This window comes from Streptomyces sp. NPDC014891 (assembly GCF_043081085.1).
GTDB lineage: Bacteria > Actinomycetota > Actinomycetes > Streptomycetales > Streptomycetaceae > Streptomyces.
In genome coordinates, this window is sequence record NZ_JBIBWF010000001.1 from 661,917 (window position 1) to 687,248 (window position 25,332).

Sequence of the window (25,332 nt, forward strand, 5' to 3'; positions counted from 1 at the left end):
GTCACGCCACGGCGAGACGGCCCGGACCGGGACGTTCGCGGCGCCGGGTGCCGTACAGCGTGAACGCCGTGTTCACCAGCGCCACGTGGCTCAGCGCCTGCGGCGTGTTGCCCAGCTGGCGGCCGGCGACCGGGTCCCACTCCTCGGCGAGCAGGCCGACGTCGTTGCGGACGCCGAGCACCCGCTCGAAGACCGCGCGGGCCTCGTCGGTGCGGCCGGTCATGGCGAGCGCGTCGGCGTACCAGAACGTGCAGGCGACGAAGGCGCCCTCGGTGCCGCCGAGGTCGTCGAGGTCGTGCGTCCCGCCGTCCCGCACGTCTCCGTAGCGGCGCAGGAAGCCGTGGTCGTCGAGGCGCTCCATCGCCCGGACGGTGCCGAGCACCCGGGGGTCGTCGGCGGGGAGGAAGCCGAGCCGGGGGATCAGCAGGGCGGTGGCGTCGACCTGGTGGCTCCCGTAGTACTGGGTGAAGGACTGCTGCTCGTCGCTCCAGCCGCGGGCGCAGATCTCCGCGCGCAGCTCGTTGCGCAGGGCCTGCCAGCGGCCCAGCGAGCCGCGGAGTCCGGCGACCCGGGCGAGGCGCACGGCTCGGTCGGCGCCGACCCAGGCCATGACCTTGGAGTGCACGAAGTGGCGGCGCGGGCCGCGGACCTCCCAGATGCCCTCGTCCGGTTCCTGCCAGCGCTTGCCGAGGTACTCCAGGAGCGAGGCGACCAGGGACCAGTCCGGGGCGTCCAGCGCGACGCCGGCCCGGACGGCCGAGTAGACGGTGTTGAGGACCTCACCGTAGATGTCGAGCTGGAACTGGTCGACGGCGGCGTTGCCGAACCTGACGGGGCGTGAACCCTCGTAGCCGGGAAGCCAGTCGGCGTGCGTCTCGGGCAACTGCCGCTGCCCTTCGACCCCGTACAGCGGCTGGAGGTCGGCGGGATCGCCCGCGACGGCGCGGACCAGCCAGTCCTTCCAGGCGAGCGCCTCCCTGCGGTATCCGCCGCGCAGCAGGCAGGAGAGGGTGAAGGTGGAGTCGCGCAGCCAGCAGAAGCGGTAGTCCCAGTTGCGCTGCCCGCCGAGGGACTCGGGGAGCGAGGTGGTGGCGGCGGCGACGATTCCGCCCGTGGGGGCGTAGGTGAGGGCCTTCAGGGTGAGCAGGGAGCGGATGACCGCCGCGCGGGCGGGGCCCTCGTAACGGAGCGCGTCGGCCCAGTCGTTCCACAGGGCGAGGGTCCGGGCCAGGGCCGCGTCGAGGTCGGCGGGCGGTGCGGGGGCGGGTACGGGGGCGTGCGAAGGGCGCCAGCCGAGGGAGAAGGCGACGCGCCGGCCGGCCGTGACGGTGAAGTCGGCGGTGGCGCGGCCCGGGGTGACGACGGCTTCGGCACCGGGCCCGCAGGAGAGGTAGGCGGCGTCGGGTCCGGCGACCCAGGCGACGGTGCGGGGGTCCACCGAGCGGATCCAGGGCACGATGCTCCCGTGGTGGAACCGGACGGTCAGGTCGCTGCGGACGTCGACCCGTCCGGCGATCCCCTCCACCACGCGCACGATGCGCGCCGCGTCCTCGCTCGGGGAGCGCGGGGGCATGAAGTCCGTGACGCGCACGGTTCCGGTGAGGGACTCCCAGACCGTGTCGAGGACGAGCGTGTCGCCCCGGTAACTCCTGCGCGTGCAGCGGGTTCCGCCGACGGGGGCGAGGAGCCAGCGGCCGTGCCCCGGATCCCCGAGGAGGGCCGCCAGGCACGCGGGTGAGTCGAAACGCGGCGCGCACCACCAGTCGACGGACCCGTCGGTCCCCACGAGCGCAGCGGTCTCCAGATCACCGACGAGGGCGTAGTCCTCAATTCGCCCTGCCATGAACGGATTCTATGCCGGAACGCAGGCCGTCGCAGAAGGGGCGCGGGGCATCGATGCGGAGGTCTCCGCATATCCATCCGCATATCCATCCGCATTTCTTGACGCGGTCAGCCGGGCGCAGGATTCTGAAATGCGCGCATTTCTCCGCGCGGAAGGCCGTACCCATGAGTAGAGATCCGCACCCCCTGCGCCGCTCGACCGACCACGGGCCCGGTTCCGGCAGGCGCGCGGTGAGCCTCGTCCTCACGGTCCGCCCCGGCCGCGCGGAACCCGGGCCCGCGCTCGGCCTGCTGCTCGATCAGGTGCCGTCGAGCGTCGGGGACGTGGTCGTCGTCGGCGGCCCGCCCGGCGAGCGGCAGGTGCGCCCCGGACTCACCGTGCGCGGCCTCGGCGCGTGGGACGCGTCCCGCGGCGACGTTCCGCACGCGGGACTGCTCGCGGCGACCGGCGACCTGGTCGTGCTGATGAACGCCGACGGCAGCATGTCGCCGCACGAGATCCCGCACTATCTGCATTACCTGGAGAGCGGCTACGACTTCGTCAAGGGATCGCGCTTCATCGCGGGCGGCGACTTCGCCGACTACCCGCTCTCGCGGCGGCTCGGTCACCGGGCGCTGCTGCGCGTCGCCCACCGGTTGTACGGCCAGCACCTGACCGATCTCTGGTACGGGTTCTGCGCTTTCCGGCGCCCCTTCGTGGACCTGCTCGACCTGCGCGAGGACGGGGTCGAGATGGGGGCGGAACTGGTCGCGCACGCCCTGCACTACGGTCTGCGCGTCGCGGAGGTGCCCAGTCTCGAACGCCCGCGCCCCCACGAGCCGACCCGGCTGAGCACCCTCCGCGACGGGACGCGGATCCTGGGCACGCTGCTGGAGGAGCGGCCGCGCAACGCCGTGTCGCGCCTCGCGCACGCGCGGCGCTCGCGCCCCGCCGCACGGCCCGCTCCGGGCGGCTCCCCCGGCGGGCGTTCCGGTTGACGAACGTCCTGGGGGGACAGAGGCTGGAACGAGCAGTGTTTCAGGACAGACCCTCGGCAGGGTCGGTTGCCGGAAGAGGCACGTCGTGACCTCCAGCCAGTTCGACCGGACGCCGGCGGTCCCCGGGCCGCACCCTCTGCGGCGGGTGACCGACTGGCCGTTCGCGGACGTCCGGCGCCGCCCGCACCACCGCCGCCGCGCGCCCCGCCCGACCGCCCGTCCGGGCCGCCGGGCCGCCGACCGGATCACCGCCGCCTCCCCGCCGCCCCGGAGCCGCGCGTGCCGGCCGCGGGGGTCCGCCCGCCGCCGCCGCGCCCGCGCCGTCCACGCCCGCACGCGCACCGCGCGGCGCGGCCGCGGCCACCGGCCGGCCGGATCCGGGGACGCGCCGGCCGGGGCACCACGACGAGGCGCCGCCGTCCTGCCGTGCCGTGCCGTCGGCACCGGGAGCGCGGAGTCGATGCCCGCGGCGGGGGCCGAGGCCGCTTCCCTGGCCGGCAGGGCGGGGGCGGGCGATGCGCCGGGTTGAGCGGCGCCCGCGCGTCCTGCTGCTGACCGCCGGTCCGCTGGACGGGCCGGACGGAGGCGAGGTGCGGCTCGCCGCCGACGTCCTCGACTCCCTCCCTGACGTGGACTTCGTCTGGTTCTCCCAGTGGCCGTCCCGCGGGCTGCTCCGGCCGGAGCGGGGCCGTCCCGTCCGCGTCCTGTCCCGCGGCGGGCTGCCGCACCCTCCCGAGCGGGCCCAGGCGGCGCTCGCCTCCACCGTGTGGGCCCGGCGCGTCGACCTGGTGCACGCCTTCCTCGGCGTCGGACGGGCCTTCCCCGCCTTCTCGTGGCTGCGTCCCCTGCTCCTCGGAGGGGGGCCGGTCGTCCACACCGTGCCCGGGGTGCCGGACACCCGTTCCCTGCGGCGCGTCCGCCCGCTGGGGACGACGGTCGCCCTGTCGGAGTCGATGGCCCGGCGGCTGAGGGCCTCCCACTTCGGCGACGTACGGGTGATCCCGCCCATGATCGACCTGGCCGAGTGGCCGTACCTCCCCCGCCCCGGGGGATTCCCGGTCGTCCTGTTCGCGGGGCGCCACGACCCACGGGGCGGTGCGGAGACGGCCATCGCGGCGGCCGCCGAGGCCGAACGGGCGGGGGCGCGGTTCCGCCTGGTGCTCGCGATGCGCGGCCGGCCGGGGCAGGACAGCGCGATGCTCGACGAGGCCCTGCGGGAACGGGCCGGCGCGGCGGGGCTCAGCGACGTCGAGGTGCGCGGCTACGTCGACGACATGCACGAACTGCTCGCCACCGTCCACGTCCTGCTGTTCCCGCCCACGGCCCTCGGCGGAAAGGTCGACATCCCGCTGACCGTCCTCCAGTCGCTCGCCTCGGGACGCCCGGCGATCCTCAGCGACCTCCCCCGGTTCGCCGATCTCGGCAACGCGGTGCTCCGGGCGCCGACGGGCGACGACCGCCGCACCGGGCAGCAGTTGGCCTGGCTGCTCGACCGGCCGCGCTCCTGGGAGGTGCTCGCCGAACGGGGCCGGGCGCTCGTCGAGGACCACTTCGGCCCCGAGCGGTTCGCCGCCCGGTACGCGTCCCTCTACCGCGAGCTGCTGTCGTGACCGCCGGGGCCGGCCGGCCGCTCGGCGGTGAGCAGCAGGATGCCGGTGTCCCCGTACTCGGGCAGCGTCGGGTCCTTGGCGACCCGGTCGATCCGCAGTCCGGTGGTACGGGGCGCGAAGACGACGCGCAGGACGTCCTCGTCGACCGGGCAGGCGGGCCACACCGGACCCGCGCCGATGCGGTAGCTCGGCATCCGTGCCATGAAGGCGGCGAGGAGCCGTCCGCCGGGGCGGACGGCACGGACGAAGGCGTCGCAGAAGCGGGTGAACTCCTCGAAGTCCTCGGTGACGCTCTCCGCGACGAAGTTCATCGAGGCCAGGTCGTACGTGCCGGGGACGACGTCGTCGACGGAGCCCGGCACCACCCGCACCGGGCGGAGCGCCTCGGCGCAGCTCTCGGGCAGGGCGGGGTCGAGGGAGCGGCACAGGGCGTAGAAGGGCCGCCAGCTGGCGTCCGGGCCCTCGTCGAGCTGCCGGCGCAGATAGCGGAGGTTGGCGGCGCTCGGTTCGAGGGCGTCGACCCGGCGGCTCGCCGCGCCGGCGAGCAGCAGCGGGTACAGGTTGGGGCCGGCGCCCAGTTCGAGGGTGCGGGCCAGGCTGCCGGGGGTGTAGTCCCGGTAGACGGCGGCGTGGTGGTGGATGACGCCGATGTCGCAGGGGTGCAGCAGGCGGTAGTTCTCGGCGAGGTAGTCCGCGACGGGCCAGACGTCCCAGTCGGCGTCCCGGTTGCGGCGCGCCCGGACGGTGCCCATCAGCGCTCCGGGGTCCGGCCGGCCGCGACCGAGGAGGGGTGCGGGGCGTCGGCGCGCCGGAGGGAGAAGCGGCTGGCGAGTTCGGTGAGGGCCGAGCAGAGCACCTCGATCTCCTCGTCGGTGTTGGCGGCGGTGACCTGGACGCGGAAGCCGACCTGGTCGCGCGGGACGAGGGGGTAGGAGGCGAGCGTCACGTAGATGCCGCGCTCCCACAGGAAGGCGGCGACCGCGTCGAGGTCGTCCGCGTCCGCGAGCGGGATCTCCACGATCGGCAGTCCGTCGATGTTGGGGGTGGCGATGCCGAGGCCCCGCACGTGGTCGAGGACGCGGGCCGTCATGCGGTGGAGCGCGGCCCGGATCTCGTCCCCGCGCGCGTCGTTGACGTCGAGGCCGGCGAGGGCGGTGGCGAGCGAGGCCGTCGGCGAGGGCCCGGAGTAGAGGTAGGGGGCCGCCGCCACCTTGAGGTGGTCCTTGAGCCACTTGGGTACGGCGAGGAAGGCGAGCAGCGAGGAGAAGGCCTTGGAGAACCCGCCGACCAGCACCAGGTCGTCGTAGGTCTCGCCGAGGTGGCGGACGATGCTGTTGCCGCGCGCGCCGTAGGGGCTGGTCTCGCCGGGGCGGCGCTCGCCGATCACGCCGAAGCCGTGGGCGTCGTCGACGTAGAGCAGGGCCCCGTTCTCGCGGGAGATCCGGGCCAGGGTGGGCAGGTCGGGGAAGTTGCCGGTCATGCTGTTGACGCCGTCCATGCAGATGAGCCGGTTCGCGTCACCGGGCGCGCCGCGGAGCAGCGCCTCCAGTTCGTCGGGCCGGTCGGCGTGGAAGCGGTGGATCTCGGCGCCCTGGCCGCGGGCCGCGACGCAGCCGTCGTACACGGTGCGGTGGGCCTGCGCCTCGACGAAGACCTGTCCGGTCCCGGCGAGGAGCGGGATGACCGACTGGTGGATGAGGGTGATGGTCGGCAGCAGCAGGGTGTCGGAGGCGCCGAGGAGTTCGGTGAGCCGCTCCTCGATCCGGGGGTAGAGGCGGGGGCTGCCGATGAGCCGGGACCAGCTCGGGTGGGTGCCCCAGCGCCTGACCTCCGGCTCGATGGCGTCCATGACGGCCGGGTCGAGGTCGAGACCGAGGTAGTTGCAGGAGGCGAAGTCGATGAGCCAGTCGTCGCCGACCCTGATGCGGCGTCCGTCGACCTCGTCGATGACGGCGTCGCACATGCGGCTGGTGCGGTGGAGGTGTTCGAGGTCGCGCCAGCGGGACGGGCGCGGCGGGTGGGCCGCCCGGGCGGCGGGGCGGACGGCGGGCCGGGCGGGCGGGCGCGCTCCGGACGGCGGGGCGCGGTGCAGATAGGACTCGGCCTGGTGGGCGGTCATGGGGCGGGCGAAGAGGTAGCCCTGCCCGTAGCGGCAGCCCATGTCAGCGAGCAGGGCACGCTGTTCCTCGTGCTCGATGCCCTCGGCGACGACCTGGAGGCCGAGGACGTCGGCGATGCGCACGATGCCCTCCACCAGGGCCACCTGCTGCGGGTCGGTGGTGATGTTGTCGATGAACGACTTGTCGACCTTCAGGACGTCGATGGGGAACTCGCGGAGGTAGCTGAGCGAGGAGAACCCGGTGCCGAAGTCGTCGATGGCGATGGAGACGCCCAGGTCCTTCAGGGCGGCCATGGTGGTCCTGATCTGGGCGTCCCTGCGCATCAGGACGCTCTCGGTGAGCTCCAGGACGAGGGAGCCGGGCTCCAGCCCGGAGGAGCGCAGGGTGCGGCGGACGCCTTCGAGGAACCCGGGGTCGCGGAACTGGCGGGCGGAGACGTTGACGCTGGCGTACAGCGGGGACTTCCGGGAGCGGCCGCGCTGCCAGCGGGCGATGTCGAGCGCGGCGTGTTCGAGCACCCAGGCGCCGAGCGGCATGATGTGGCCGCTCTCCTCGGCCAGGGCGATGAACTGGTCCGGCGGGACCATGCCGCGGCGGGCGTGCGGCCAGCGGATGAGCGCTTCGAGGCCGGCCGGTGCGCCGTCCTTCACCTCGACGATCGGCTGGTAGCGCAGGGCGAACGCGTGCTCGGCGATGGCCGTGTCCATGCCCGCCTGGAGCTCGTGGCGGGCCACGAGCCGGGAGTGGAACTCGGGGTGGAACAGCCGCCAGCGCTTCTTGCCGGCGGCCTTGGCCGCGTACAGGGCGAGGTCGGCGTGGCCGAGGAGTTCCTCGGCGTGGGCGCTGTCGAGGACCGTGGCGACGCCGACGCTGGTGGAGACGGAGACGGCTCCGTCGGCGAGGTGGAACGGCTGGCTCAGGGTGTGCACGATCTCCGCCGCCAGGGCCTCGGCGTCGCGGGGTTCGCGCGCGCCCTCGATGAGGACGGCGAACTCGTCGCCGCCGAGCCGGGCCGCGGTGTCGGTGAGCCGCAGCACGGAGGTGAGGCGGCGGGCGACGGCGACGAGGAGTTCGTCGCCGACGGAGTGCCCCATGGTGTCGTTGACGACCTTGAAGTCGTCGAGGTCGACGAAGAGCATGCAGGTCAGGGTGGATTCGCGGCGGCCCCGGAGCAGGGCGCGCTCGACCCGTTCCAGGAGCAGGACGCGGTTGGGGAGCCCGGTGAGCGAGTCGTGGAACGCCCGGTGGGTCAGCTCGCGTTCCAGTTTCCGCTGCTCGGTCACGTCGCGGAGGGTGAGGACGAGGCCGTGCACGGTGTGCTCGTCGCGGAGGTTGCTGACGCGGACCTCCACCTCCAGGTCGGCCGAACCGCCGTGGAGGAGCTTCCAGTCGTCCCGGGCGTCCACCGCGGAGCGGGTACGGGCGTCGGCCAGGACGCGCAGCGCGGCGGCCGTGTCGGCGGGGGCGACGAGGTCGGTGAGGGGGGTGCCGGGGAGCAGGGTGCGGCCGAAGAGGGTCTCGGCGGAGGGACTGGCGTACCGGACGGTGTCGTCGTCGTCGACGATGAGGATGACGTCCGAGGTGTTGTGCACGAGGGTGCGGAAGTACGCCTCGCTGGTGCGGCGGTTGACCTCCTCGCTGAGGGCGAAGCGTTCGAGGGCGAGGGCCGCCTGGGAGGCGAGGGACTGGGCGGGGCCGGAGATCTCCGCGAGCTTCTTCTCGGGGCCGGCGATGAGCAGCACGCCGAGGAGCGGTTCGGGGCCTGCCGGGGCCTGGAGTTCCAGGGGGCAGAGGAGGACGTACGGCTCGGGGGCGAGCTCGGCGGCGACGGCCGGGTCGAGCCGGGACACGGGCAGGAGCCGGGTGCCGTCGGACAGGATCTCGGGCCAGACGCACCCGGGCTGCTCGGGCCGGGTGCCGGACGGGTCCGCGGGGTGGGCGCCGGAGGGGGTCCCGGGCCCGCTCGCCCCGTCCGCCGGCCCGGGGTGCGCGGACGGCGCCGACGTGGTTCCGGGCAGGGTCGGGGCGGCGGGTCCGGCGGAGGTCGGGGCGGGTCCGGCGGCGGTGGGGCCGGTGCCGCCTCCCGGGGGCACGGGCCCCGCCGGTGGCCGCCCGGGCGGCGCCCCGCGGACCGCGGTCGAGGGCCGGGTCAGCTCGTCGGTCCGGCAGCTCCAGGGGTGGCCGGCGGTGGCCACCCCGGAGAGACCGCCGCGGCGGTCCCGGGTGAGCAGGAGGGTCCGGTGCCCGGTGCCGGGGCCGAAGAGGGTGGCGGACGCCGTCTCCACGGCCCCGGCGACCTCACGGGGGCTCAGGGCGGCGACGAGGGAGGCGGCGGCCGTGCGGAGGCTGCGCTCGCGCGCCTCGGCCTTGCCGTGGTCGTTCATCATGCCCCAGAGCCGGGCGAGGACCAGCAGGAACATCAGCGCGGAGAAGATCGCGATGACGGCGATGTCCTGGTCACGGTCGTCGCGCAGGGACTGGAAGAGGAGCAGCGCGGGGGCGACCAGCGAGGCTCCCGCGAGCAGGGCCAGGCGCCGCTCGGCCACGTGCGGCGCGGGTTCGGGCGCGCGTTCGGTGAGGCCGGTCATCGACGGGTGGAGGGCGGCGAGGCCCCAGGCGGTGAAGAAGACGACCCAGCCGAGGTCCCAGGGGGTGCCGACCTGCCAGGTGCCGCGCAGCTGGAGCGTGCCGTAGATGACGTCGGAGGCGAGGATCCCGCAGGTGCCGAGAGCGAGGAGCTGCACGGACCGGGACCTGAGGCCGCCGGGCACGAGGAGCCGGGCCAGCATGGCCAGCATCAGCACGTCCCCCAGGGGATACGCGATGGAGATGGCCTTCTCGGTCCAGCTCATGTCCTCGCTCCTGGCCAGCGGGGTGATGAGGTTGACCCAGGAGAGCAGGGCGAGGCCCGAGGTGAGGATGAGCGCGTCGAGGACGACGCCGAGGTCGCGGCCGACGGCCCGGTAGCGGATGAAGCCGAACAGGCCGATGGCGAACAGCGGGTAGGTGGCGAGGTACAGGGCGTCGGCGACGGAGGGGAACGGCCTGGTCTGGCCGAAGAAGGCCTCCAGGGCGTTGTACGCGGTGTCGCCGCCCACGAAGGCCAGGTTGGCGGCGGCGAGGACCAGCCAGGGCCAGCGCCGGGAGGGCTTGTGGAGGCGGACGCCGACGAGGATCGCGACGACTCCGCTGAGGCCGATGAGAGCCCACAGGGTGGTGTGGCGTTCCGGGAACTCCAGGTAGGCGACCGTCAGTCCGGCCACGGCCAGGAGGTACAGCAGGGTCCAGCGGCGCAGTGCCCCGGTCGCGGTGTGCGGCCGGTCGGGCTGGCGCAGCGACATCGTCGACCGCCCCCTTGCCGGGTCGGACGGACGCCGTCGGAAGCGCCCTTGTCGTGGGGGGACCCCGTACGGTGTCCATTCTCCGGGGCCCTCGGGGGCCGTGCATCTCGGCGCGGCGGGCGCGCCCGGAGGGGGTGCGGGCGGGCGGAGCTCAGGAGGAGGCGCGGACCACGAGTTCCGTGGGGAGCATCCGGCGGGGCTGCTCGGCCGGTTCGCCGGGCTCGGCGATCTCCTGGAGGAGCAGCCGGGCCATCGTGCGGCCCATCTCCTCGATGGGCTGGCGGACGCTGGTCAGCGGCGGGTCCATGTGCCGGGCGACGGCCGAGTCGTCGACGCCGACGAGCGCCACGTCCTCGGGGACCCTGCGTCCCGCCTCGCGCAGGACGCCGCGCGCGCCCGCCGCCATGACGTCGGACGCGGCGAAGACGGCGTCCAGGTCCGGTCGGAGCTCCAGCAGCCGCCGCATGGCCTGCCGGCCGCCCTCCTCGGTGAAGTCGCCGGTGGCGACGAGCTCTTCGCCGGCGTCGAGTCCGGCCTGTGCCAGGCCCTCGCGGTAGCCGTCGAGGCGGCAGCGGGCCACGTACATGTCGAGCGGTCCGGTGATCGTGGCGATCGCGCGCCGGCCGCGCTCGGCGAGGTGGGCGACGGCGGCCCGGCCGGCCCCGGTGTTGTCGGAGTCGACGAAGGCGACGGGTTCGTCCTCGGTGCGGCGGCCGTTGAGGACGGCGGGCAGGCCGAGGGCGCGGACCTGGTCGGGCAGCGGGTCGGCGGCGTGCACGGAGACGAGCAGGACGCCGTCGACGCGCTGGGCGGCGAGGTACTGCTCGAAGCGCTGCCGCTCCTGCTCGCTGCGGATCAGGGTGAGCAGCAACTGCTTGTCCGCGTCGGCGAGTTCGCTGCTCACTCCGCGGATGATGTCGAGGAAGTACGGCTCCGCGAAGAGCCGCGCCTCGGTTTCGGGGATCACCAGGGCGACGGCGTCGGTCCGGCTGCCGGCGAGGGCGCGGGCGGCCCGGTTGGGGACGTAGCCGAGCTCGGCGACGGCCCGCTCGACGGCGGCCTTGGCCTGTTCGCTCACCCGCGGGGAGCCGTTGATGACCCGGGACACGGTGCCGCGGCCGACGCCGGCTCGGGCCGCGACCTCCTCGAGGGTGGGCCTGCCGGTCTGCCGCCCGCTCACCGCCATGTGCGCTCCCCTCGGGCCGCCCGCCCCGCCTTCGTGTGCACGCGAACCTATCAGGCGGGGCGGGAGTGATCCGTGGGGCGCCGCGGACGCTCGCGGGACGCGTTCACCGGGCGCCGGGGAGGCTCGGGAGCCGGTCCGGTGCGGGGCCGGGCTGCGGGCGGGCCGGGTGGGGGCCCGGCCGGTGCGGGCTCAGGAGGCGGTCGGGGAGAGCTCCGCCATCGCGCCCCAACCCTGCTGCGGCACCTCGACGTTGATGATCTCGGGCGTGGTGGCGATGGCTCCGGCCATGGCGTCGAGGCCGGCCGTGAAGTGCGGGGAGGCGACGTGGGCGGCACCGGCCTCGGCGTCGGCGAAGGCCTCCAGGAGGACGAAGACGTTCGGGTCGTCGACGCTGCGCGACCAGTCGAAGAAGAGGTTGCCGGGCTCCTCGCGGGTGGCGCGGGTGAAGTCGGCCACCAGGTCGAGCCAGCGGTCGGCGTGGTCGGGGCGGGCGGTGAAACGTACGGCGATGAAGATCATGGGGCCAGCCTGCGCCGCCCGGGCCGGGCCGGCCAGTCGGCCCGGTCAGGATTCCGGCAGGGCCGGAAACTCCGGTACCGCCCTGGTGAGGGCGGCCCGGATGCCGCCCTGCAGCCGCGGGAAGTCGGCGGTGGGCAGGGAGACGGAGAGCGCGTGCACGATGCCGTCGCCGCGCTCGGGCAGGGCGACGGCGAGGCAGGTGTACGCGAGGTCCGCCTCGCCCACGGACACGGCGACGCCCTGTTCGCGCACCCGGTCCACCTCGGCCTCGAAGCGCTCGGCCGTGGTGATCGTCCGCTCGGTGAAGCGGGCCATCCCGTGGTCGGCGAGGTAGCGGCGGCGGAGCGGCCGCGGCAGGGCGGCCAGCAGCGCCTTGCCGTGGGCGGTGGCGTGGGCGCGCTGCTCGGGGCCCGGCACGAAGGGGTGGGCGGCGTCGGTGACGGGGGCGGTGGTGTCGACCACGGTGATCAGGCCGTCGCGGTAGGCGGTGTGGTAGGCCTCCGCGCCGGTGGCGCGCCGCAGCCGGCCGAGCAGTTCGCCGGTGCCGGCGCCCAGCCCGTGGTGCCGCTGGTGGGAGCGGTGCAGGGCGGGGACGCGGGGCCCGGGGGCGTACCCCTCGGCGGTGCGGACGAGGAAGCCGCGGGCGAGCAGGGGCCCGGTGAGGTGGTAGACGGTCGAGAGGGCGCAGCCGAGCCGTCGGGCCAGCGCCTTCGCCCCGACGGGCCGGTCGGCGTCGGCGACGGCGTCGAGAACGGCGAGGGCCCGGTCGACGGACCGGGGACCGGGGCTCGGGGGCGGGGCGGGCATCGCTCCAGCTTAGGCGGGCCCGGCCGGAGGGTGGGACGCCCGGAGGCCCGGCGGTGACTCTCCGCGACCCCTTCGGGCCTCTCGGTATCTCCGCAGGTCAAACCACCCTTATGTGCATAAGACACTCTTTCGGCGTACCGTCGGGTGTTCCCCTGTTCCTCGACGCCACGGGAGAGCGTGTGCCCCGCTCCACGACCCACCATGCCCCGACGCCCCCGCAGGGGCGCCGTCCGCGTCTGCGGACGGCCGCGATCGCGGCCGGCGTCGTCGCCGTCGCGGCGGGCGGCCTGTACGTGGCCGGGCTCGTCGCCACCGGCGACGACATATCCGCCGGCACCCGGGTCGGCGGCGTGGACATCGGCGGCATGAGCCGTGCCGAGGCCCAGGCCAGGCTGGCGGCCGAGGCACCGGCCGCGTGGAGCGCGCCGATACCCGTGCGGGTCGGCGACCGCGCCTCCACGATCGCCCCGGCGTCCGCCGGACTCACCGTGGACGTGGCGAAGACCGCCGAGCTGGCGGCCGACCCGGCGCGCGACCCGTTCACCGTCATCGGGCGGCTCTTCTCGTCCGGCGAGCGCGAGATCGAGCCGGTCCTCGCGTACGACGCGGACAAGGCGAAGTCCACCGTGGCGGAGCTGGCCCGGAAGAGCGACCGCACGGTGCGCGAGGGGTCCGTGGCCTTCCGCGCGGGCAAGGCGGTCGAGACCCGGCCCGTGACCGGGCAGAAGCTGGACACCGGGAAGGCGGTCGACGCGCTGCGCGCGGCCTACCCCGCCACCACCGGTGCCGCTCCCGTCGCCCTCCCCGTCGCCCTGACCGAGCCCAAGCTGCCCGCGGCCGAGGTGACCCGTTTCCTCGACACGTACGCGAAGCCGGCCGTCTCCGGCCCGGTGACGCTCACCGCCGGAGCGGACCGGCTGCGGATCTCCGCCGCCACCCTCGGCGACCACCTGACCGTGAAGAACGAGGCCGGCCGGCTCACGGCCGCCCTCGACGCCGAGGCGCTGCTGCGCGACCCGGACGTCGCCGACCCGATCTCCGCCCTGACGGGCGCGCCCGTCGAGGCGACCCTCGGTGTGCGGGACGGCAAGGCCTATGTCGAGACGGAGGGCAGACCGGGGCACGAGGTGACCGCGAAGGCCCTCGGCGACGCCGTCCGCCCGCTGCTCACCCGGTCCGGCGACGCCGCGCGCACCGCCCCGGTGGCCACGAAGGTCACCCAGCCGGAGCTGACCCCGGAGTCCCTGGCGCGCCTCGGGATCACCGAGCAGATGTCGTCGTTCACGGTGAACTTCCCGACGGCCCCGTACCGGACGACGAACATCGGCCGCGCCGCCGAGCTCATCAACGGTTCGCTCGTGCGACCTGGCGAGGTGTGGAGCTTCAACAAGACCGTCGGCGAGCGCACCCCGGACAACGGTTTCGTCGACGGCACGATGATCCTGGACGGGCAGTACCGCTCCGCGCCCGGCGGCGGCGTCTCGGCGATGGCCACCACCGTCTTCAACGCCATGTTCTTCGCCGGCGTGAAGCCGGTCGAGTACGGCGCCCACTCCTTCTACATCGAGCGCTACCCGGCCGGCCGGGAGGCGACCGTCGCCTGGGGCTCGCTCGACCTCAAGTTCCGCAACGACTCGGGCAAGCCGATCTACATCAAGGCGAACGCGACGGACTCGTCCGTCACCGTGAGCTTCCTCGGGACGAAGCAGTACGACTCCGTGGAGGCGGTCGCCGGGAAGCGCACCAACCTGACGAAGCCCGCGAAGGCCGAGGGCACCGGCAAGGCCTGCGTGCCCCAGCCGCCGCTGGAGGGCTTCGACATCTCGGTGGACCGGGTGTTCAAGAACGACGGCGCCGAGGTCAAGCGCGAGACGTTCAAGACCCACTACACCCCCCGCGACGAGGTCACCTGCAAGCCGGTCGAGGAGCCCGACAAGGAGGCGGACGCCGGGTGACCGGCTGACGTCCGGCGGGAGACGGAGGGCCGGAAGGGTGTCTTCCCGCACCGCCGGGGCATGACTCCGGAGCACGGCCCACCAGGCCAGGGCCGCCCTCAACCGTCCGGAGGCCCGCCTTGGCGCAGCGCAGCGACCCCTTCGAGCGGCTCCTCTCCGACGCCGTGCGCGCGGGCGTCTGTCCCGGCATGGTGTGGGCCGTCGGCGACGCCCGGACGACCCTGTCCGCCGGGGCCGTCGGCCTGCTCGACCCGGCGGACCCCGGCGGACCGATGCGGGACGACACCCTCTTCGACGTCGCCAGCCTCACCAAGATCCTCTCGGTCTGGGCGGTCACCGGCGTCCTCGTCGAGGCCGGCAAGCTCGACCTGACCGCGCCCCTGGGCGACTACTGGCCCGAGGCGGCGGGCCGGCCGCTCGCGGACGTGACGGCGCACCACCTCCTGACCCACACCGCGGGCCTGCCGCTCCGCGCCAACCTCCGGCACCTGTACGGATCCGACCCGCAGGACGTGCGGGACGGCGTCCTCGCCGAGCGGCTCCGGCACCGGCCCGGGGAGGCCGTCGCGTACACCGACCGCGCGGCCCTGATCCTCGGCTACCTCGCCGAGCACCTCACCCGCCGCCCGCTCCCCCGGCTCGCGCGGGACCTGGTCTGGTCGCCGCTCGGGATGGCGGAGACCCGGTACGGTCCGCTGCCCGCCGCCCTCAGGGAGCGGTGCGCGCCCACGGAGTACGACGAGGAGAGCGGCCGGCACCTCAAGGGGACCGTGCACGACTTCTCGACCCGGCTCCTCGGGGGCGCCTGCGGGATCTCCGGGGTGTTCACCACCGCGGGGGACGTCGGCGGCTTCCTCCGCCACCTGCTGGCCCCGCGGCCCGGCACCTTCTCGCCCGGGTGGACGGCGGGATCGCTGCGGGTGCGCACCGGCGGGCTCGAACCGCCCCGGGGCCTGTCCTGGCATCCGGCCCCGTACACGGAGCCCGGGGACGACGTCTGGTCGCACTTCGGGTTCACCGGCACGGGCATGTGGGTCTCGCCGACCCGGGGCCGCTGGGCGGTCCTGCTCACCAACCGCCTCCACCTGACCCGCGACCCCGGTCCGCTGGCGAGGGCCCGCGAGGTGTTCCGGAGGCTGGCCTTCCCGTGACCTTCGCCACCCTCTTGATCGATCAAACGGGGCGGGGGTTAGCATATGAGCGCCGCCTAGCTCGAAAGATAAACTTGTGACTGTCAATGACGACTCGTTCACCAGCTGGAAGAACCGCGAGGAGATCGCGGAGTCGATGATCCCGATCATCGGGAAGCTGCACCGGGAGCAGGACATCACCGTCCTGGTCCACAGCCGCTCCCTGGTGAACAAGTCGGTGGTCAGCATCCTCAAGACCCACCGCTTCGCCCGCCAGATCGCCGGCGAGGAGCTCTCGGTCGTCGAGACGCTGCCCTTCCTCCGGACGCTGACGACCCTCGACCTCGGCCCCTGCCAGATCGACATCGGCGTGCTGGCCGCGGACTACAAGACGGACAACCGCGGTCTCACGGTGGAGGAGTTCACCGCCGAGGCCGTCGCCGGTGCCACCGGCGAGAACAAGATCGAGCGCCGCGACGGACGCGACGTCGTCCTCTACGGCTTCGGCCGCATCGGCCGCCTCGTGGCCCGCCTCCTCATCGAGAAGTCCGGCTCGGGCAACGGTCTGCGCCTGCGCGCGATCGTCGTCCGCGGCGGCGGTGAGCAGGACCTCGTGAAGCGCGCCTCGCTGCTGCGCCGGGACTCCATCCACGGCCAGTTCCAGGGCACGATCACGGTCGACGAGGCGAACAGCACGATCGTCGCCAACGGCAACACGATCAAGGTGATCTACGCCAACGACCCCTCCGAGGTCGACTACACGGCGTACGGCATCGAGAACGCCATCCTCATCGACAACACCGGCAAGTGGCGCGACCGCGAGGGCCTGTCGAAGCACCTGCGCCCCGGCATCGACAAGGTCGTCCTGACCGCGCCCGGCAAGGGCGACGTGCCGAACATCGTGCACGGTGTCAACCACGACACGATCAAGCCGGACGAGCAGATCCTCTCGTGCGCCTCCTGCACCACCAACGCGATCGTGCCGCCGCTCAAGGCGATGGACGACGAGTACGGCGTGCTGCGCGGCCACGTGGAGACGGTCCACTCGTTCACGAACGACCAGAACCTCCTGGACAACTACCACAAGGCGGATCGCCGCGGCCGTTCCGCGCCGCTCAACATGGTGATCACCGAGACCGGTGCCGCCTCGGCCGTCGCCAAGGCGCTGCCGGACCTCAAGGCCCCGATCACGGGCAGCTCGATCCGCGTCCCCGTCCCGGACGTCTCGATCGCCATCCTGAGCCTGCGCCTGGGCCGCGAGACCACCCGCGACGAGGTGCTGGAGTACCTCCGCGACGTCTCGCTGCACTCGCCGCTCAAGCGCCAGATCGACTTCACCACGGCCCCCGACGCCGTCTCGATGGACTTCGTGGGCTCGCGCCACGCGTCGATCGTCGACGCCGGCGCGACCAAGGTCGACGGCGACAACGCGATCCTCTACCTGTGGTACGACAACGAGTTCGGCTACTCGTGCCAGGTCATCCGGGTCGTCCAGCACGTCTCCGGCGTGGAGTACCCGACCTTCCCGGTCCCGGCGGTCTGATCACCGGACGCCCCCGGCACCACCGCGCGCCGCACCTCCCCGGGAGGTGCGGCGCGTCGCCGTTCCACCGCCCGCGCCGCGGAGGCCCGGCGCCCGGCCCCGCCCACCGGGCGAAACCGCCCGCCGCCGCCCGGCGTCCCTCCCGGCATGGACACGCTCACGGCCGGAATACGCCAGCTCCTGCGGTTCGCGCTGCTGGAGGTGCGGTGCTGCGCCTTCGCCGTCGCGCTCGTCGGGGGGATCGCCGTGTCATCCGTCCTGCCCGAGCTGCCGATCGCCCGGTACGACCTCCTGCTGCTGTACGGGATCGCCCTGACCGTCGTCGCCTGGAAGGTCGGATGGGACACCGGGCGGGACATCGCGGTGATCGCCGCCTGCCACGCGACCGGGCTCCTCTTCGAACTGGTCAAGGTGCGGATGGGCTCGTGGAGCTACCCGGAGCAGGCCCTGACGAAGATCGGCGGGGTGCCGCTGTACGGCGGATTCCTGTACGCGGCCCTCGGGAGCTACGTCTGCCGGGCCCGGCACCTGTTCGACCTGCGGCTGACCGGCTACCGCCCGCGGGTGACGGCCGCGCTCGCCGCCGCCGTGTACGTGAACTTCTTCAGCCACCACTGGCTGCCCGACGCCCGCTGGGCCCTGGCCGGACTGCTCCTCCTGGCCACGGCCGGCACCTGGGTGCGGTTCCGGGTGGGCGACCGGGACCACCGCATGCCACTGGCGCTGTCGTTCGTCCTGATCGGATTCTTCCTCTGGGTCGCGGAGAACGCGGCCACCTATGTCGGCGCCTGGAGCTACCCGCACCAACTGGACGGCTGGCAGCCGGTGTCCCTCGCCAAGTTCGGCGCCTGGGCCCTGCTGATGACCGTCACGTTCGTCCTCGCCATGTCCTCCCGCTCGGTCCGGCAGGAGACGCGACACGAGAATTGAGGAGCAATTCCGTGCACCGCTGCAGGGGCCGTGGTACAGTCGACGACAGTTGCAGTTGTGGTTCCCAAAGAAGCTTACAAGTGCCTTTGACGATTCGACATCGTCAGGCACTTTCTTTGTTTTCGGTGCAGTTTTCCGAACGGGGCAATCATCACGGCGACTCCGGGGTCCGCACAGTGCGGCCCCCTGGGCTACGCCCCGAAGGAGAAATGACATGGCCAACGGCACCGTGAAGTGGTTCAACTCGGAAAAGGGCTTCGGCTTCATCGAGCAGGAGGGTGGCGGCCCGGACGTGTTCGCCCACTACTCCAACATCGCCACCTCGGGCTTCCGTGAGCTCCAGGAAGGCCAGAAGGTGACCTTCGACGTCACGCAGGGCCAGAAGGGCCCCCAGGCGGAGAACATCCTCCCCGCCTGACGTTGACACGTCCGACGCAGCCGGTGTCCTCACCCGTGTGGTGAGGGCCCCGGCTCGTCGCATTTTCCAGACTTTTCCCACATTTCCCGGGCCATTCACCGACCGGCCGCCGATTTCATCCCCTCGGCACGGCCGGAACCGCACGCCCGTGGCATTCGGTTCGTTCCAGTAATTCATCGGGCCCGCGGCCCCACGCGAATTCCTCGAAGCGCACCGTTTCGAGGAGGACCCGACCCGTGAACGACACGCACGACACGCACGACACGACGAGCGCCCGGCGGACCGACCGGGCCGGGCGCGGCACTCACGCCGAGGACGTCTGGGCGTCCCTGCCGGCCGGCACGCCAGCCCTGCCGCCCGCCGCGACCTTCGCCGCACTCGACCTGCCGGCCGCGGTCCACGAGGTCCTGGCCCGGCTGGGCGTCGACACGCCGTTCCCGATCCAGTCCGCCACCCTGCCCGACGCCCTCGCGGGCCGCGACGTCCTGGGACGCGGGCGCACCGGATCCGGCAAGACCCTCGCCTTCGGCCTCCCCCTGCTGGTCCGGCTCGCCGGACGGCGCGCCGAGGCCCGCAGGCCGCTCGGGCTCGTCCTGGTCCCCACCCGCGAACTCGCCCAGCAGGTGACGGACGCGCTCGACCCGTTCGCACGGGCCCTGGGGCTGCGACTGGCCACCGTCGTCGGCGGCATGTCGATCGGCCGGCAGGCCACGGCGCTGCGCGACGGGGCCGAGGTCCTCATCGCCACGCCGGGCCGCCTCATGGACCTGGTCGAGCGCAAGGACTGCCGGCTCGACCGGGTGCGTGCCACCGTCCTCGACGAGGCCGACCAGATGGCCGACATGGGGTTCACGGAACAGGTCACCGCGCTCCTCGACCTGGTGCCGGCGGAGGGCCAGCGGCTGCTGTTCTCCGCCACCCTCGACCGCAACGTGGACCTCCTGGTCGAGCGGTACCTCAGCGACCCGGTCGTCCACTCCGTCGACCCCTCGGCGGCGGCCGTCGCCACGATGGACCACCACGTGCTCCACGTGCACGGGCCCGACAAGTTCGCCACCGCCACCGAGATCGCCGCCCGCGACGGGCGGGTCATCATGTTCCTGGCGACGAAGGCGGCCGTCGACCGGTTCACCAGGCACCTCCTCGGCAGCGGCGTGCGCGCCGCCGCACTCCACGGCGGGAAGTCCCAGCCCCTGCGGACCCGGACCCTGGACCGCTTCCGGTCCGGCGAGGTCCCGGTCCTCGTCGCCACCAACGTGGCGGCGCGCGGCATCCACGTCGACGCGATCGACCTCGTCGTCAACGTCGACCCGCCCGCCGACCACAAGGACTACCTGCACCGCGGCGGTCGCACCGCGCGCGCCGGGGAGTCCGGTCTGGTCGTCACCCTGGTGACCTCCGAGGAGCGGCGCGAGGTGGCCCGGCTGATGGCGGACGCGGGCATCCGCCCCCAGGTCACCCAGGTCCGCTCGGGCGAGGCCGCCCTGAGCCGCATCACCGGCGCCCGGACCCCCTCGGGCATCCCCGTCGACGGAGCCGCGGCGAGCCAGGAGGGCGTCAAGCGCGGCGGGGCGGCCTTCCGCGGCATGGGCACGGTCCCGGGCCGCCCGGGACGCGCCAAGAACGAGTCGCGGAAGGCCGCCGAGGCCCGCAAGACGGCCGAGGCGAGGCAGGCCGCGCGCATCCGCCGGGGCAAGTAGGCTCCCCCGGGGCCGGCCCGGGAACGCGTCCGGCCGGCCCTGGACCGCGTCCGCCGGCAGCGCAGCAGAGGAGACCCCGTGAGGGACGACGACCCGTGGGACACGATCCGTTCGCTCGCCGTGCGCTTCTCGGCGCTCGACACCGAGCGGGGCATCTCGGCGGAGGAGCAGTGGTCGCTCCAGGTCCTCAAGCTCGCGGAGGAGGTCGGCGAGGCCGCGCAGGCCGTCATCGGGGTACGGGCGGTGAACCCGCGCAAGGGCCGCAGCCACGACTGGGAGCAGGTGCAGGAGGAAGTGGTCGACGCCGTGGTCACGGGCATGGTGGCCCTCGCGCGGATGCGTCCCGACGACGCACCGGAGTTCTTCGCCTCGGTCCTCGCCCGTAAGTCGGCCCGTTTTCTCCCCGGCCCGCCCGAGGGCGGGCCGGTGCCCGCGCCGCGTTGAGCGGCGCCGCCGGGCAGGAGGCGCGGGCGTCCCGTCAGGGGTCGGTCGCCCCGGGGTGACCGAGGCCGTCGGCGACGGTCGCGCCGGGGCGGGACGCGAGGTCGGCGTCGGACGCGGCCGCGGGGGACGCGAGGTCCGCGTCGGTCTCGGCCGCGCCGGGTCGGGAGCCGGGCTCGGGGCCGGTGATGCCGGGGCGGGGGACGTCATCAGGGGCGGTTACGTCGGGGCGGGAGCCGAGGACGGTCTCGGCCGCGCCCTCGCGCGCCGGTGTCCCGCCGTTACGCGGGGCGGCCTTGAGCAGGTCCAGCAGACCGGTGATCTCGTAGTCGCCCTCCAGGGGGTGACGGAACCGCTTGCCGGGGGCGAGCCGGTAGCGGTTGCGCCGGCCCTCGCGCGCATGGGTGAGGTACCCGGCGGCCTCCAGGTCGGCGACGATCGCCTGCACCGTCCGCTCGGTGACCCCGCACGCCGCGGCCACGTCCCGCAGCCGGACGCCGGGGTCCCGGGCGATCACCACGAGCACCCGGGCGTGGTTCGTCAAAAAGGTCCACGACGGACGCTCACCGGAGCTGTCGCTCATACCCCCATTGTGCGACCCCCCTTTCACGAGCCGCAAGACCGGAAATTCATCTCATGTGATTGTTGACGTGCTATCTGCAAGACGAGAGGATTGATACGAAATGTCGAGTTCCGACTGAGGTTCGGCCGGACGCGGGAGTTCACCATGCACCCCCTTCCCGACAGCCCCACCGCTCCGCGAGCGCTCGCCGACGACCACGGCGCCCTGCCGCCCGCGACCCGCGCGGGCACCCGGATGACCGTGGAGACCACACCGGACGGCACCGTCGCCGTCGGCGGTGTGATCGACAGCGCCGGCGCGCCCCGCCTCTACCGGATCCTGCGCGCCGCGCTGGACCGCCACCCCGAGGGCATCAGGCTCGACCTCGGCGGCGTCACCTTCTGCGACTGCGCGGGCCTGCGGGCCTTTCTCGCCGCCCGGGCCGCGTGGGACGCGCACGCCGCACGGGCCTCCCGGCACCGGAGCCTCGCCGGGCGCGCCGCCCCCGCCCCCCGGACCCCGTTCACCCTCGGACCCACGAGCCCGCGGATGGCCCGCCTGCTCCTGCTGACCGGCACGGGAGGGCTCTTCTCCCCGCCGGAGAGGGGCCGGTCTCAGTGAAGCGGCAGCCGCACCTCGATGATCTTCCCGCCGCCCGGCGGCAGGGTCAGCCTGATCCCGCGGGCGAGCAGCCTGACCAGGGGCCACCCGAAGCCGCCCTCGCCCGGTCCGGAGACCCGCTGCGCCCGCCTCCGGCGCACGTGCGGCAGCTCGCGGCTCGCGTCCGCGACGGTGACCGCCAGCGCGTCCCGGTCGACCTCCACACGGAATCCGGTGAGGCCGCCCCCGTGCCGCAGCGCGTTCGTCACCAGCTCGGACGTCACGAGCAGCGCGTCGCCCACCGCTGTGGCGGACGGCGGACCGCCCGTCGAGGCCGCGCCTCCCGCCAGCACCTCCGCCACCCAGGCGCGCGCCTCGGAGGCGTCCCGCGGCAGCACGGGCCGTTCCGCGTACGAGGTGGAGGATCCCGTTCGATGTCCTGTGGTCACTGGCACTCCCACTCGGTCCTCGCCCGCCCCGGCCGTCGTCCCGCCCGTTCCACCAGCCCCTCCCCCGGGCGTCCAACGGGCCCCTGCCCCGATGAGCCGCTCACATTCCCCCGCAATTCCTCCAGTGTCCCCATCCGTCTCACCGGTTGCGCAGGGCGAGAGCGGGTACAGGCCTGTGGGGGCCCTCCGACGAGGAGCCTTGATGACGAACCACCGCACCACCGTCCGTAGCCGCGGCCCGTCCGCCGGCCAGGCCCACCGGGCGGCGCCCAGCACCCGCGGGTCCGTGCGTCGCGTTCCCGAGCCCCTGGCCGGGCTTCCGGAGATCGCCGACCCGCTGGCGGTGAGCACCGCGGACGCCCGCACGCTGTCGATGGGCCTCTTCGAGCGACTGCGCTCGCTGGAGGAGGGCACGGCGGACTACTCGTACGTGCGCAACACCCTCGTCGAGCTGAACCTCAGCCTGGTCAAGTACGCCGCGACCCGCTTCCGCCGCTCCAACGAGTCCTGGGAGGACATCGTCCAGGTCGGCACCGTCGGTCTGATCAAGGCCATCAACCGGTTCGACCCCGCGCGGGGCAACGAGTTCATGTCCTTCGCGCTGCCGACCGTGCTCGGCGAGATCAGGCGCCATCTGCGGGACACCGGCTGGAGCGTGCACGTGCCGCGGCGGCTCCAGGAACTGAGGCTCGACCTGGCCAAGGCGGGGGACGCCCTCGAACAGGAGCTGGGGCGCCCGCCGACCTCCGCCGAGCTCGGCGACCGCCTGCACCTCACCCAGGCCGAGCTGCGCGAGGGCCGGATCGCCGCGAACGGCTTCACCAGCCGGTCGCTCGACGTTCCCGCGGACGACGACGACAGCGGTCCCGGCCTGCTCGCCCGCTCCCTCGGCGGCGACGACGACGCCTTCGAGAAGATCGACAACCTGGAGGCGCTCAAGCCCCTCGTCGCCGCTCTCGGCGAGCGCGACCGCACGATCCTGGCGCTGCGGTTCGGCGAGGAGCTGACGCAGGCGGAGATCGGCGAACGCCTCGGCCTCTCGCAGATGCACGTGTCCCGCCTGCTCAGCCGCATCCTCGGCGGTCTGCGGACGGAACTGACGGAGGACTGACCACGTACCGGCGGCCCCGGGTGCCCTCCGCACCCGGGGCCGCCGAGCGTGTTCGGCTACGGAGACGGGAGCGGTATCGGGGGCGCGGAGGTGTCGCGCGGGTCGCCGGGCGGGGCATCCAGAGCGGGGCGGGCGTCCGGAGCCGGGCGGGGCGTCCGGACAGGGCTCCCCCGGCGGCTCAGCCGGGCTCGGCCCGCGACGCCTCGCCGGCCGGCGGCGGGCCGCTCTGCGGGACCGGGGGCGCCACCTCCATCCAGAAGGCCTTGCCGAGCTCGCCCGTCCCGCCCTCGTCCCGGGGCACGGTCCCCCAGGCCCGGGCGAGCCGGTCGATCACGATGAGGCCGTTGCCGCCGGGCTGGCCCGGCGCACCCCGGGGCCGGAACGCCGGAACCCTGCTGCTCCGGTCGTGCACCTCGATCCGCAGGCTCCCGGCCGGGGGCGCCGTCCCGTCCCCCTCTCCCCGCGGCGGATCGCCGGGGACGAGCCGGACGACCAGCTCCGTGGGACCGCCCGCGTGCAGGCAGGCGTTGGTGACGGCCTCCGAGACGATCAGGAGCACGTCCTCGATCGCGAGGTCCCGCTCCTCCTCCGTGAGCCCGGTGTCCCGGGGTGCGCCGGGCCAGTCCCAGTCTCCGAGCGCCACCCGGCAGAAGTCCCGGCACCGCGCGACCACGGACTCTCCGCTCCGCAGCACGAGCCGCCGGATCTGGCCCCTGGACCGGACGGGTTCCGTCATGGGTGCCTCCGCCGCGCGCCGCCGTCCTTCGTCACAGGTGCTCCCCCTCGGCCAGCTCCGCGGGCAGCTCGTCGTGCACCGTGAAGACCGCCACGACACCGGTGACGTCGAAGACCCGGTCGACGGGCGGGCGCAGCGCGGCGAGTTCCAGCCGGCTGCCGGCCTCGGTCGCCTCCAGCCGCGTCGTGAGCAGAAGGTTCAGCCCGGTCGAATCGCAGAACGTCAGCAGGGCGCAGTCCACGACGACCCGCTCGGGACGCCGGTCCAGGACCTCGGTGAGCACGGTGTGCAGGAGCGCCTGGGAGTCGCGGTCCAGCTCCCCCGTGACGGTGACGACGGCCGTGTCGCCGCGCCACCGGACCTCGGCTGTCAGGCGGGGTCCCGGGTCGGGCCCGGCCACGTCCGTCCCCGTCGCATCCCTTGGCATCCGGCACCCCGGTTCCCGTCGGCGCAGCATTCCGAACTGAGGCCGACGATACGCCGGGGAGTCCGGCCGCGGCGAACGGAGGCCGCCCGCCGTGTGGCGCATCCGCGGCTGCTCGGGGCGGCTCCCGACCGGACTCTTGTACGAACCGACGAAGAGGAGCGGCGGAGCGGCTGCGACCGGCCGGACGGGGAACACGCGTGCTACGACCCGGGCCCACGCGGCCCCTTGGAACCGGAGGGTGAGACGGATGACGGACCGCGAGCACGGACACGGGGAGACCGTGCGGGTGGAGGAGGACCGGCGTGGAGCCGAGAGATCCGCGCAGGACGGCGGCCGCGCACGTCCCAGAACGGACGACGACCCCCGCGGGCGCCAGGAGACGCCGGACGAGCGCGCCGACCGTCAGTGGCAGGACCTGCTGCAGGAGATACGCGTCGTGCAGACCGGCGTCCAGATCCTCCTGGGCTTCCTCCTGACGGTCGTGTTCACCCCCCGGTACGCCGAGCTCGGTCCGACCGACGAGGCGATCTACGTCGCGACGGTGGTGCTCGGGTTCCTGACAGCCGGCGCGCTCATCGGCCCGGTGTCCTTCCACCGGATCGTGTCGGGGCGGCAGATCAAGCACAAGGCGGTCGACTGGGCGTCCCGGCTGACCTTCACCGGGATACTGCTGCTGGTCGCCACCCTCACCAGCGCGCTCATCCTCATCCTCCGGGTCGCCACCGACAACGAGTTCGTGCCGTGGCTGGTGGGCGCCGTCCTCGCCTGGTACCTCCTGTGCTGGTTCGCGCTGCCGTTCTGGGCCCGCGCCCGGCACACCGTGCAGCGGGAGGACTGAGCCAGGTGCCGGAGTTCCGGTGCGTACGGTCCACGGCGGCGGGTAGCCGCACGGGAGCGCCGCCCGGCCACCGGTACGTGGACCGGTGC

At 73.9% G+C, this 25,332-nt stretch carries 22 protein-coding genes; 12 read left to right on the top strand and 10 right to left on the bottom strand.

Annotated features, from left to right (window positions below; all coding sequences use genetic code 11):
* Position 1: 1 nt before the first annotated feature.
* Positions 2–1,843, bottom strand: coding sequence for a glycoside hydrolase family 15 protein (locus ACF09E_RS02720; protein WP_392203510.1), 1,842 nt, complete (start codon positions 1,841–1,843; stop codon positions 2–4).
* A 164-nt stretch (positions 1,844–2,007) separates the two neighbouring features.
* Between ACF09E_RS02720 and ACF09E_RS02725 the strand changes: the two genes are divergently transcribed.
* Together ACF09E_RS02725 and ACF09E_RS02730 are read left to right on the top strand one after the other, a co-directional pair.
* The gene (locus ACF09E_RS02725; protein ID WP_392203511.1) at positions 2,008–2,820 is read left to right on the top strand and encodes a glycosyltransferase family 2 protein; all 813 of its coding nucleotides are present in this window, start codon (positions 2,008–2,010) and stop codon (positions 2,818–2,820) included.
* A gap of 515 nt (positions 2,821–3,335) precedes the next feature.
* The gene (locus ACF09E_RS02730) at positions 3,336–4,430 is read left to right on the top strand and encodes a glycosyltransferase family 4 protein (protein ID WP_392203512.1); all 1,095 of its coding nucleotides are present in this window, start codon (positions 3,336–3,338) and stop codon (positions 4,428–4,430) included.
* Here the strand turns inward: ACF09E_RS02730 and ACF09E_RS02735 are convergent.
* The 5 genes from ACF09E_RS02735 to ACF09E_RS02755 all read right to left on the bottom strand — a co-directional run bounded on the left by ACF09E_RS02735 (position 4,409) and on the right by ACF09E_RS02755 (position 12,403).
* Positions 4,409–5,182, bottom strand: coding sequence for a class I SAM-dependent methyltransferase (locus ACF09E_RS02735; protein ID WP_392203513.1), 774 nt, complete (start codon positions 5,180–5,182; stop codon positions 4,409–4,411). The genes ACF09E_RS02730 and ACF09E_RS02735 overlap by 22 nt on opposite strands.
* On the bottom strand, positions 5,182–9,891 hold the full coding sequence (locus tag ACF09E_RS02740; RefSeq protein WP_392203514.1) for an aminotransferase class I/II-fold pyridoxal phosphate-dependent enzyme: 4,710 nt from the start codon (positions 9,889–9,891) through the stop codon (positions 5,182–5,184). Before ACF09E_RS02740 ends, ACF09E_RS02735 begins: the two co-directional genes overlap by 1 nt.
* A 151-nt stretch (positions 9,892–10,042) precedes the next feature.
* Complete coding sequence (locus ACF09E_RS02745) at positions 10,043–11,077, bottom strand: LacI family DNA-binding transcriptional regulator (RefSeq protein ID WP_392203515.1); 1,035 nt, start codon at positions 11,075–11,077, stop codon at positions 10,043–10,045.
* Positions 11,078–11,266: 189 nt separating this feature from the next.
* Positions 11,267–11,596, bottom strand: a complete 330-nt coding sequence (locus tag ACF09E_RS02750) for a putative quinol monooxygenase (RefSeq protein ID WP_361856927.1) — start codon at positions 11,594–11,596, stop codon at positions 11,267–11,269.
* 45 nt (positions 11,597–11,641) lie between these two features.
* Positions 11,642–12,403 carry an IclR family transcriptional regulator gene (locus ACF09E_RS02755; RefSeq protein WP_392203516.1) on the bottom strand — a complete coding sequence of 254 codons (762 nt, stop codon included), beginning with the start codon at positions 12,401–12,403 and terminating at the stop codon, positions 11,642–11,644.
* A gap of 179 nt (positions 12,404–12,582) precedes the next feature.
* Here ACF09E_RS02755 and ACF09E_RS02760 point away from each other — a divergent pair, with 179 nt between their 5' ends.
* The 7 genes from ACF09E_RS02760 (at position 12,583) to ACF09E_RS02790 (ending at position 20,523) form a co-directional block, all read left to right on the top strand.
* Positions 12,583–14,358, top strand: coding sequence for a VanW family protein (locus tag ACF09E_RS02760; protein WP_392203517.1), 1,776 nt, complete (start codon positions 12,583–12,585; stop codon positions 14,356–14,358).
* Positions 14,359–14,477: 119 nt separating this feature from the next.
* Entirely contained in the window at positions 14,478–15,509 is a 1,032-nt protein-coding gene (locus ACF09E_RS02765) for a serine hydrolase domain-containing protein (protein WP_392203518.1), read from the top strand.
* 76 nt (positions 15,510–15,585) lie between these two features.
* On the top strand, positions 15,586–17,031 hold the full coding sequence (locus ACF09E_RS02770) for a glyceraldehyde-3-phosphate dehydrogenase (RefSeq protein WP_392203519.1): 1,446 nt from the start codon (positions 15,586–15,588) through the stop codon (positions 17,029–17,031).
* Between the two features lie 147 nt (positions 17,032–17,178).
* Entirely contained in the window at positions 17,179–17,961 is a 783-nt protein-coding gene (locus ACF09E_RS02775; protein ID WP_392203520.1) for a DUF817 domain-containing protein, read from the top strand.
* A gap of 214 nt (positions 17,962–18,175) precedes the next feature.
* On the top strand, positions 18,176–18,379 hold the full coding sequence (locus ACF09E_RS02780) for a cold-shock protein (RefSeq protein ID WP_015031667.1): 204 nt from the start codon (positions 18,176–18,178) through the stop codon (positions 18,377–18,379).
* A 329-nt stretch (positions 18,380–18,708) separates the two neighbouring features.
* Complete coding sequence (locus ACF09E_RS02785) at positions 18,709–20,079, top strand: DEAD/DEAH box helicase (RefSeq protein ID WP_392203854.1); 1,371 nt, start codon at positions 18,709–18,711, stop codon at positions 20,077–20,079.
* A gap of 78 nt (positions 20,080–20,157) precedes the next feature.
* The gene (locus tag ACF09E_RS02790; RefSeq protein ID WP_392203521.1) at positions 20,158–20,523 is read left to right on the top strand and encodes a MazG-like family protein; all 366 of its coding nucleotides are present in this window, start codon (positions 20,158–20,160) and stop codon (positions 20,521–20,523) included.
* Between the two features lie 34 nt (positions 20,524–20,557).
* Here the strand turns inward: ACF09E_RS02790 and ACF09E_RS02795 are convergent, their stop codons facing one another.
* Complete coding sequence (locus tag ACF09E_RS02795) at positions 20,558–21,103, bottom strand: helix-turn-helix transcriptional regulator (RefSeq protein WP_392203522.1); 546 nt, start codon at positions 21,101–21,103, stop codon at positions 20,558–20,560.
* A gap of 144 nt (positions 21,104–21,247) precedes the next feature.
* On the opposite strand from ACF09E_RS02795, the gene ACF09E_RS02800 reads away from it, so the two are divergent.
* A complete protein-coding gene (locus ACF09E_RS02800; RefSeq protein WP_392203523.1) occupies positions 21,248–21,703 on the top strand; it encodes an STAS domain-containing protein in 456 nt (151 codons plus the stop codon).
* Here the strand turns inward: ACF09E_RS02800 and ACF09E_RS02805 are convergent.
* A complete protein-coding gene (locus tag ACF09E_RS02805) occupies positions 21,697–22,131 on the bottom strand; it encodes an ATP-binding protein (RefSeq protein WP_392203524.1) in 435 nt (144 codons plus the stop codon). The genes ACF09E_RS02800 and ACF09E_RS02805 overlap by 7 nt on opposite strands.
* Positions 22,132–22,333: 202 nt before the next feature.
* Here ACF09E_RS02805 and ACF09E_RS02810 point away from each other — a divergent pair, with 202 nt between their 5' ends.
* Positions 22,334–23,242, top strand: coding sequence for a SigB/SigF/SigG family RNA polymerase sigma factor (locus ACF09E_RS02810; RefSeq protein WP_392203525.1), 909 nt, complete (start codon positions 22,334–22,336; stop codon positions 23,240–23,242).
* A 178-nt stretch (positions 23,243–23,420) separates the two neighbouring features.
* On the opposite strand, the gene ACF09E_RS02815 is transcribed toward ACF09E_RS02810, so the two are convergent.
* Positions 23,421–23,978 (bottom strand): ATP-binding protein, encoded by a 558-nt coding sequence (locus ACF09E_RS02815; protein ID WP_392203526.1) that lies wholly within the window; start codon positions 23,976–23,978, stop codon positions 23,421–23,423.
* Between the two features lie 31 nt (positions 23,979–24,009).
* Complete coding sequence (locus ACF09E_RS02820; protein WP_392203527.1) at positions 24,010–24,405, bottom strand: STAS domain-containing protein; 396 nt, start codon at positions 24,403–24,405, stop codon at positions 24,010–24,012.
* Positions 24,406–24,652: 247 nt separating this feature from the next.
* Between ACF09E_RS02820 and ACF09E_RS02825 the strand changes: the two genes are divergently transcribed.
* Positions 24,653–25,243, top strand: a complete 591-nt coding sequence (locus ACF09E_RS02825; RefSeq protein WP_392203528.1) for a DUF6328 family protein — start codon at positions 24,653–24,655, stop codon at positions 25,241–25,243.
* The last annotated feature ends 89 nt before the right edge of the window (positions 25,244–25,332 follow it).

Excerpts from the sequence above, each read along its gene's own strand:
- ACF09E_RS02735 (WP_392203513.1), bottom strand. The coding sequence starts at position 5,182 with ATGGGCACCGTCCGGGCGCGCCGCAACCGGGACGCCGACTGGGACGTC.
- ACF09E_RS02820 (WP_392203527.1), bottom strand. The coding sequence starts at position 24,405 with ATGCCAAGGGATGCGACGGGGACGGACGTGGCCGGGCCCGACCCGGGA.
- ACF09E_RS02720 (WP_392203510.1), bottom strand. The coding sequence starts at position 1,843 with ATGGCAGGGCGAATTGAGGACTACGCCCTCGTCGGTGATCTGGAGACC.
- ACF09E_RS02725 (WP_392203511.1), top strand. The coding sequence starts at position 2,008 with ATGAGTAGAGATCCGCACCCCCTGCGCCGCTCGACCGACCACGGGCCC.
- ACF09E_RS02810 (WP_392203525.1), top strand. The coding sequence starts at position 22,334 with ATGACGAACCACCGCACCACCGTCCGTAGCCGCGGCCCGTCCGCCGGC.
- ACF09E_RS02780 (WP_015031667.1), top strand. The coding sequence starts at position 18,176 with ATGGCCAACGGCACCGTGAAGTGGTTCAACTCGGAAAAGGGCTTCGGC.
- ACF09E_RS02825 (WP_392203528.1), top strand. The coding sequence starts at position 24,653 with ATGACGGACCGCGAGCACGGACACGGGGAGACCGTGCGGGTGGAGGAG.
- ACF09E_RS02740 (WP_392203514.1), bottom strand. The coding sequence starts at position 9,891 with ATGTCGCTGCGCCAGCCCGACCGGCCGCACACCGCGACCGGGGCACTG.
- ACF09E_RS02775 (WP_392203520.1), top strand. The coding sequence starts at position 17,179 with ATGGACACGCTCACGGCCGGAATACGCCAGCTCCTGCGGTTCGCGCTG.
- ACF09E_RS02750 (WP_361856927.1), bottom strand. The coding sequence starts at position 11,596 with ATGATCTTCATCGCCGTACGTTTCACCGCCCGCCCCGACCACGCCGAC.
- ACF09E_RS02730 (WP_392203512.1), top strand. The coding sequence starts at position 3,336 with ATGCGCCGGGTTGAGCGGCGCCCGCGCGTCCTGCTGCTGACCGCCGGT.
- ACF09E_RS02755 (WP_392203516.1), bottom strand. The coding sequence starts at position 12,403 with ATGCCCGCCCCGCCCCCGAGCCCCGGTCCCCGGTCCGTCGACCGGGCC.
- ACF09E_RS02795 (WP_392203522.1), bottom strand. The coding sequence starts at position 21,103 with ATGAGCGACAGCTCCGGTGAGCGTCCGTCGTGGACCTTTTTGACGAAC.
- ACF09E_RS02800 (WP_392203523.1), top strand. The coding sequence starts at position 21,248 with ATGCACCCCCTTCCCGACAGCCCCACCGCTCCGCGAGCGCTCGCCGAC.
- ACF09E_RS02815 (WP_392203526.1), bottom strand. The coding sequence starts at position 23,978 with ATGACGGAACCCGTCCGGTCCAGGGGCCAGATCCGGCGGCTCGTGCTG.
- ACF09E_RS02745 (WP_392203515.1), bottom strand. The coding sequence starts at position 11,077 with ATGGCGGTGAGCGGGCGGCAGACCGGCAGGCCCACCCTCGAGGAGGTC.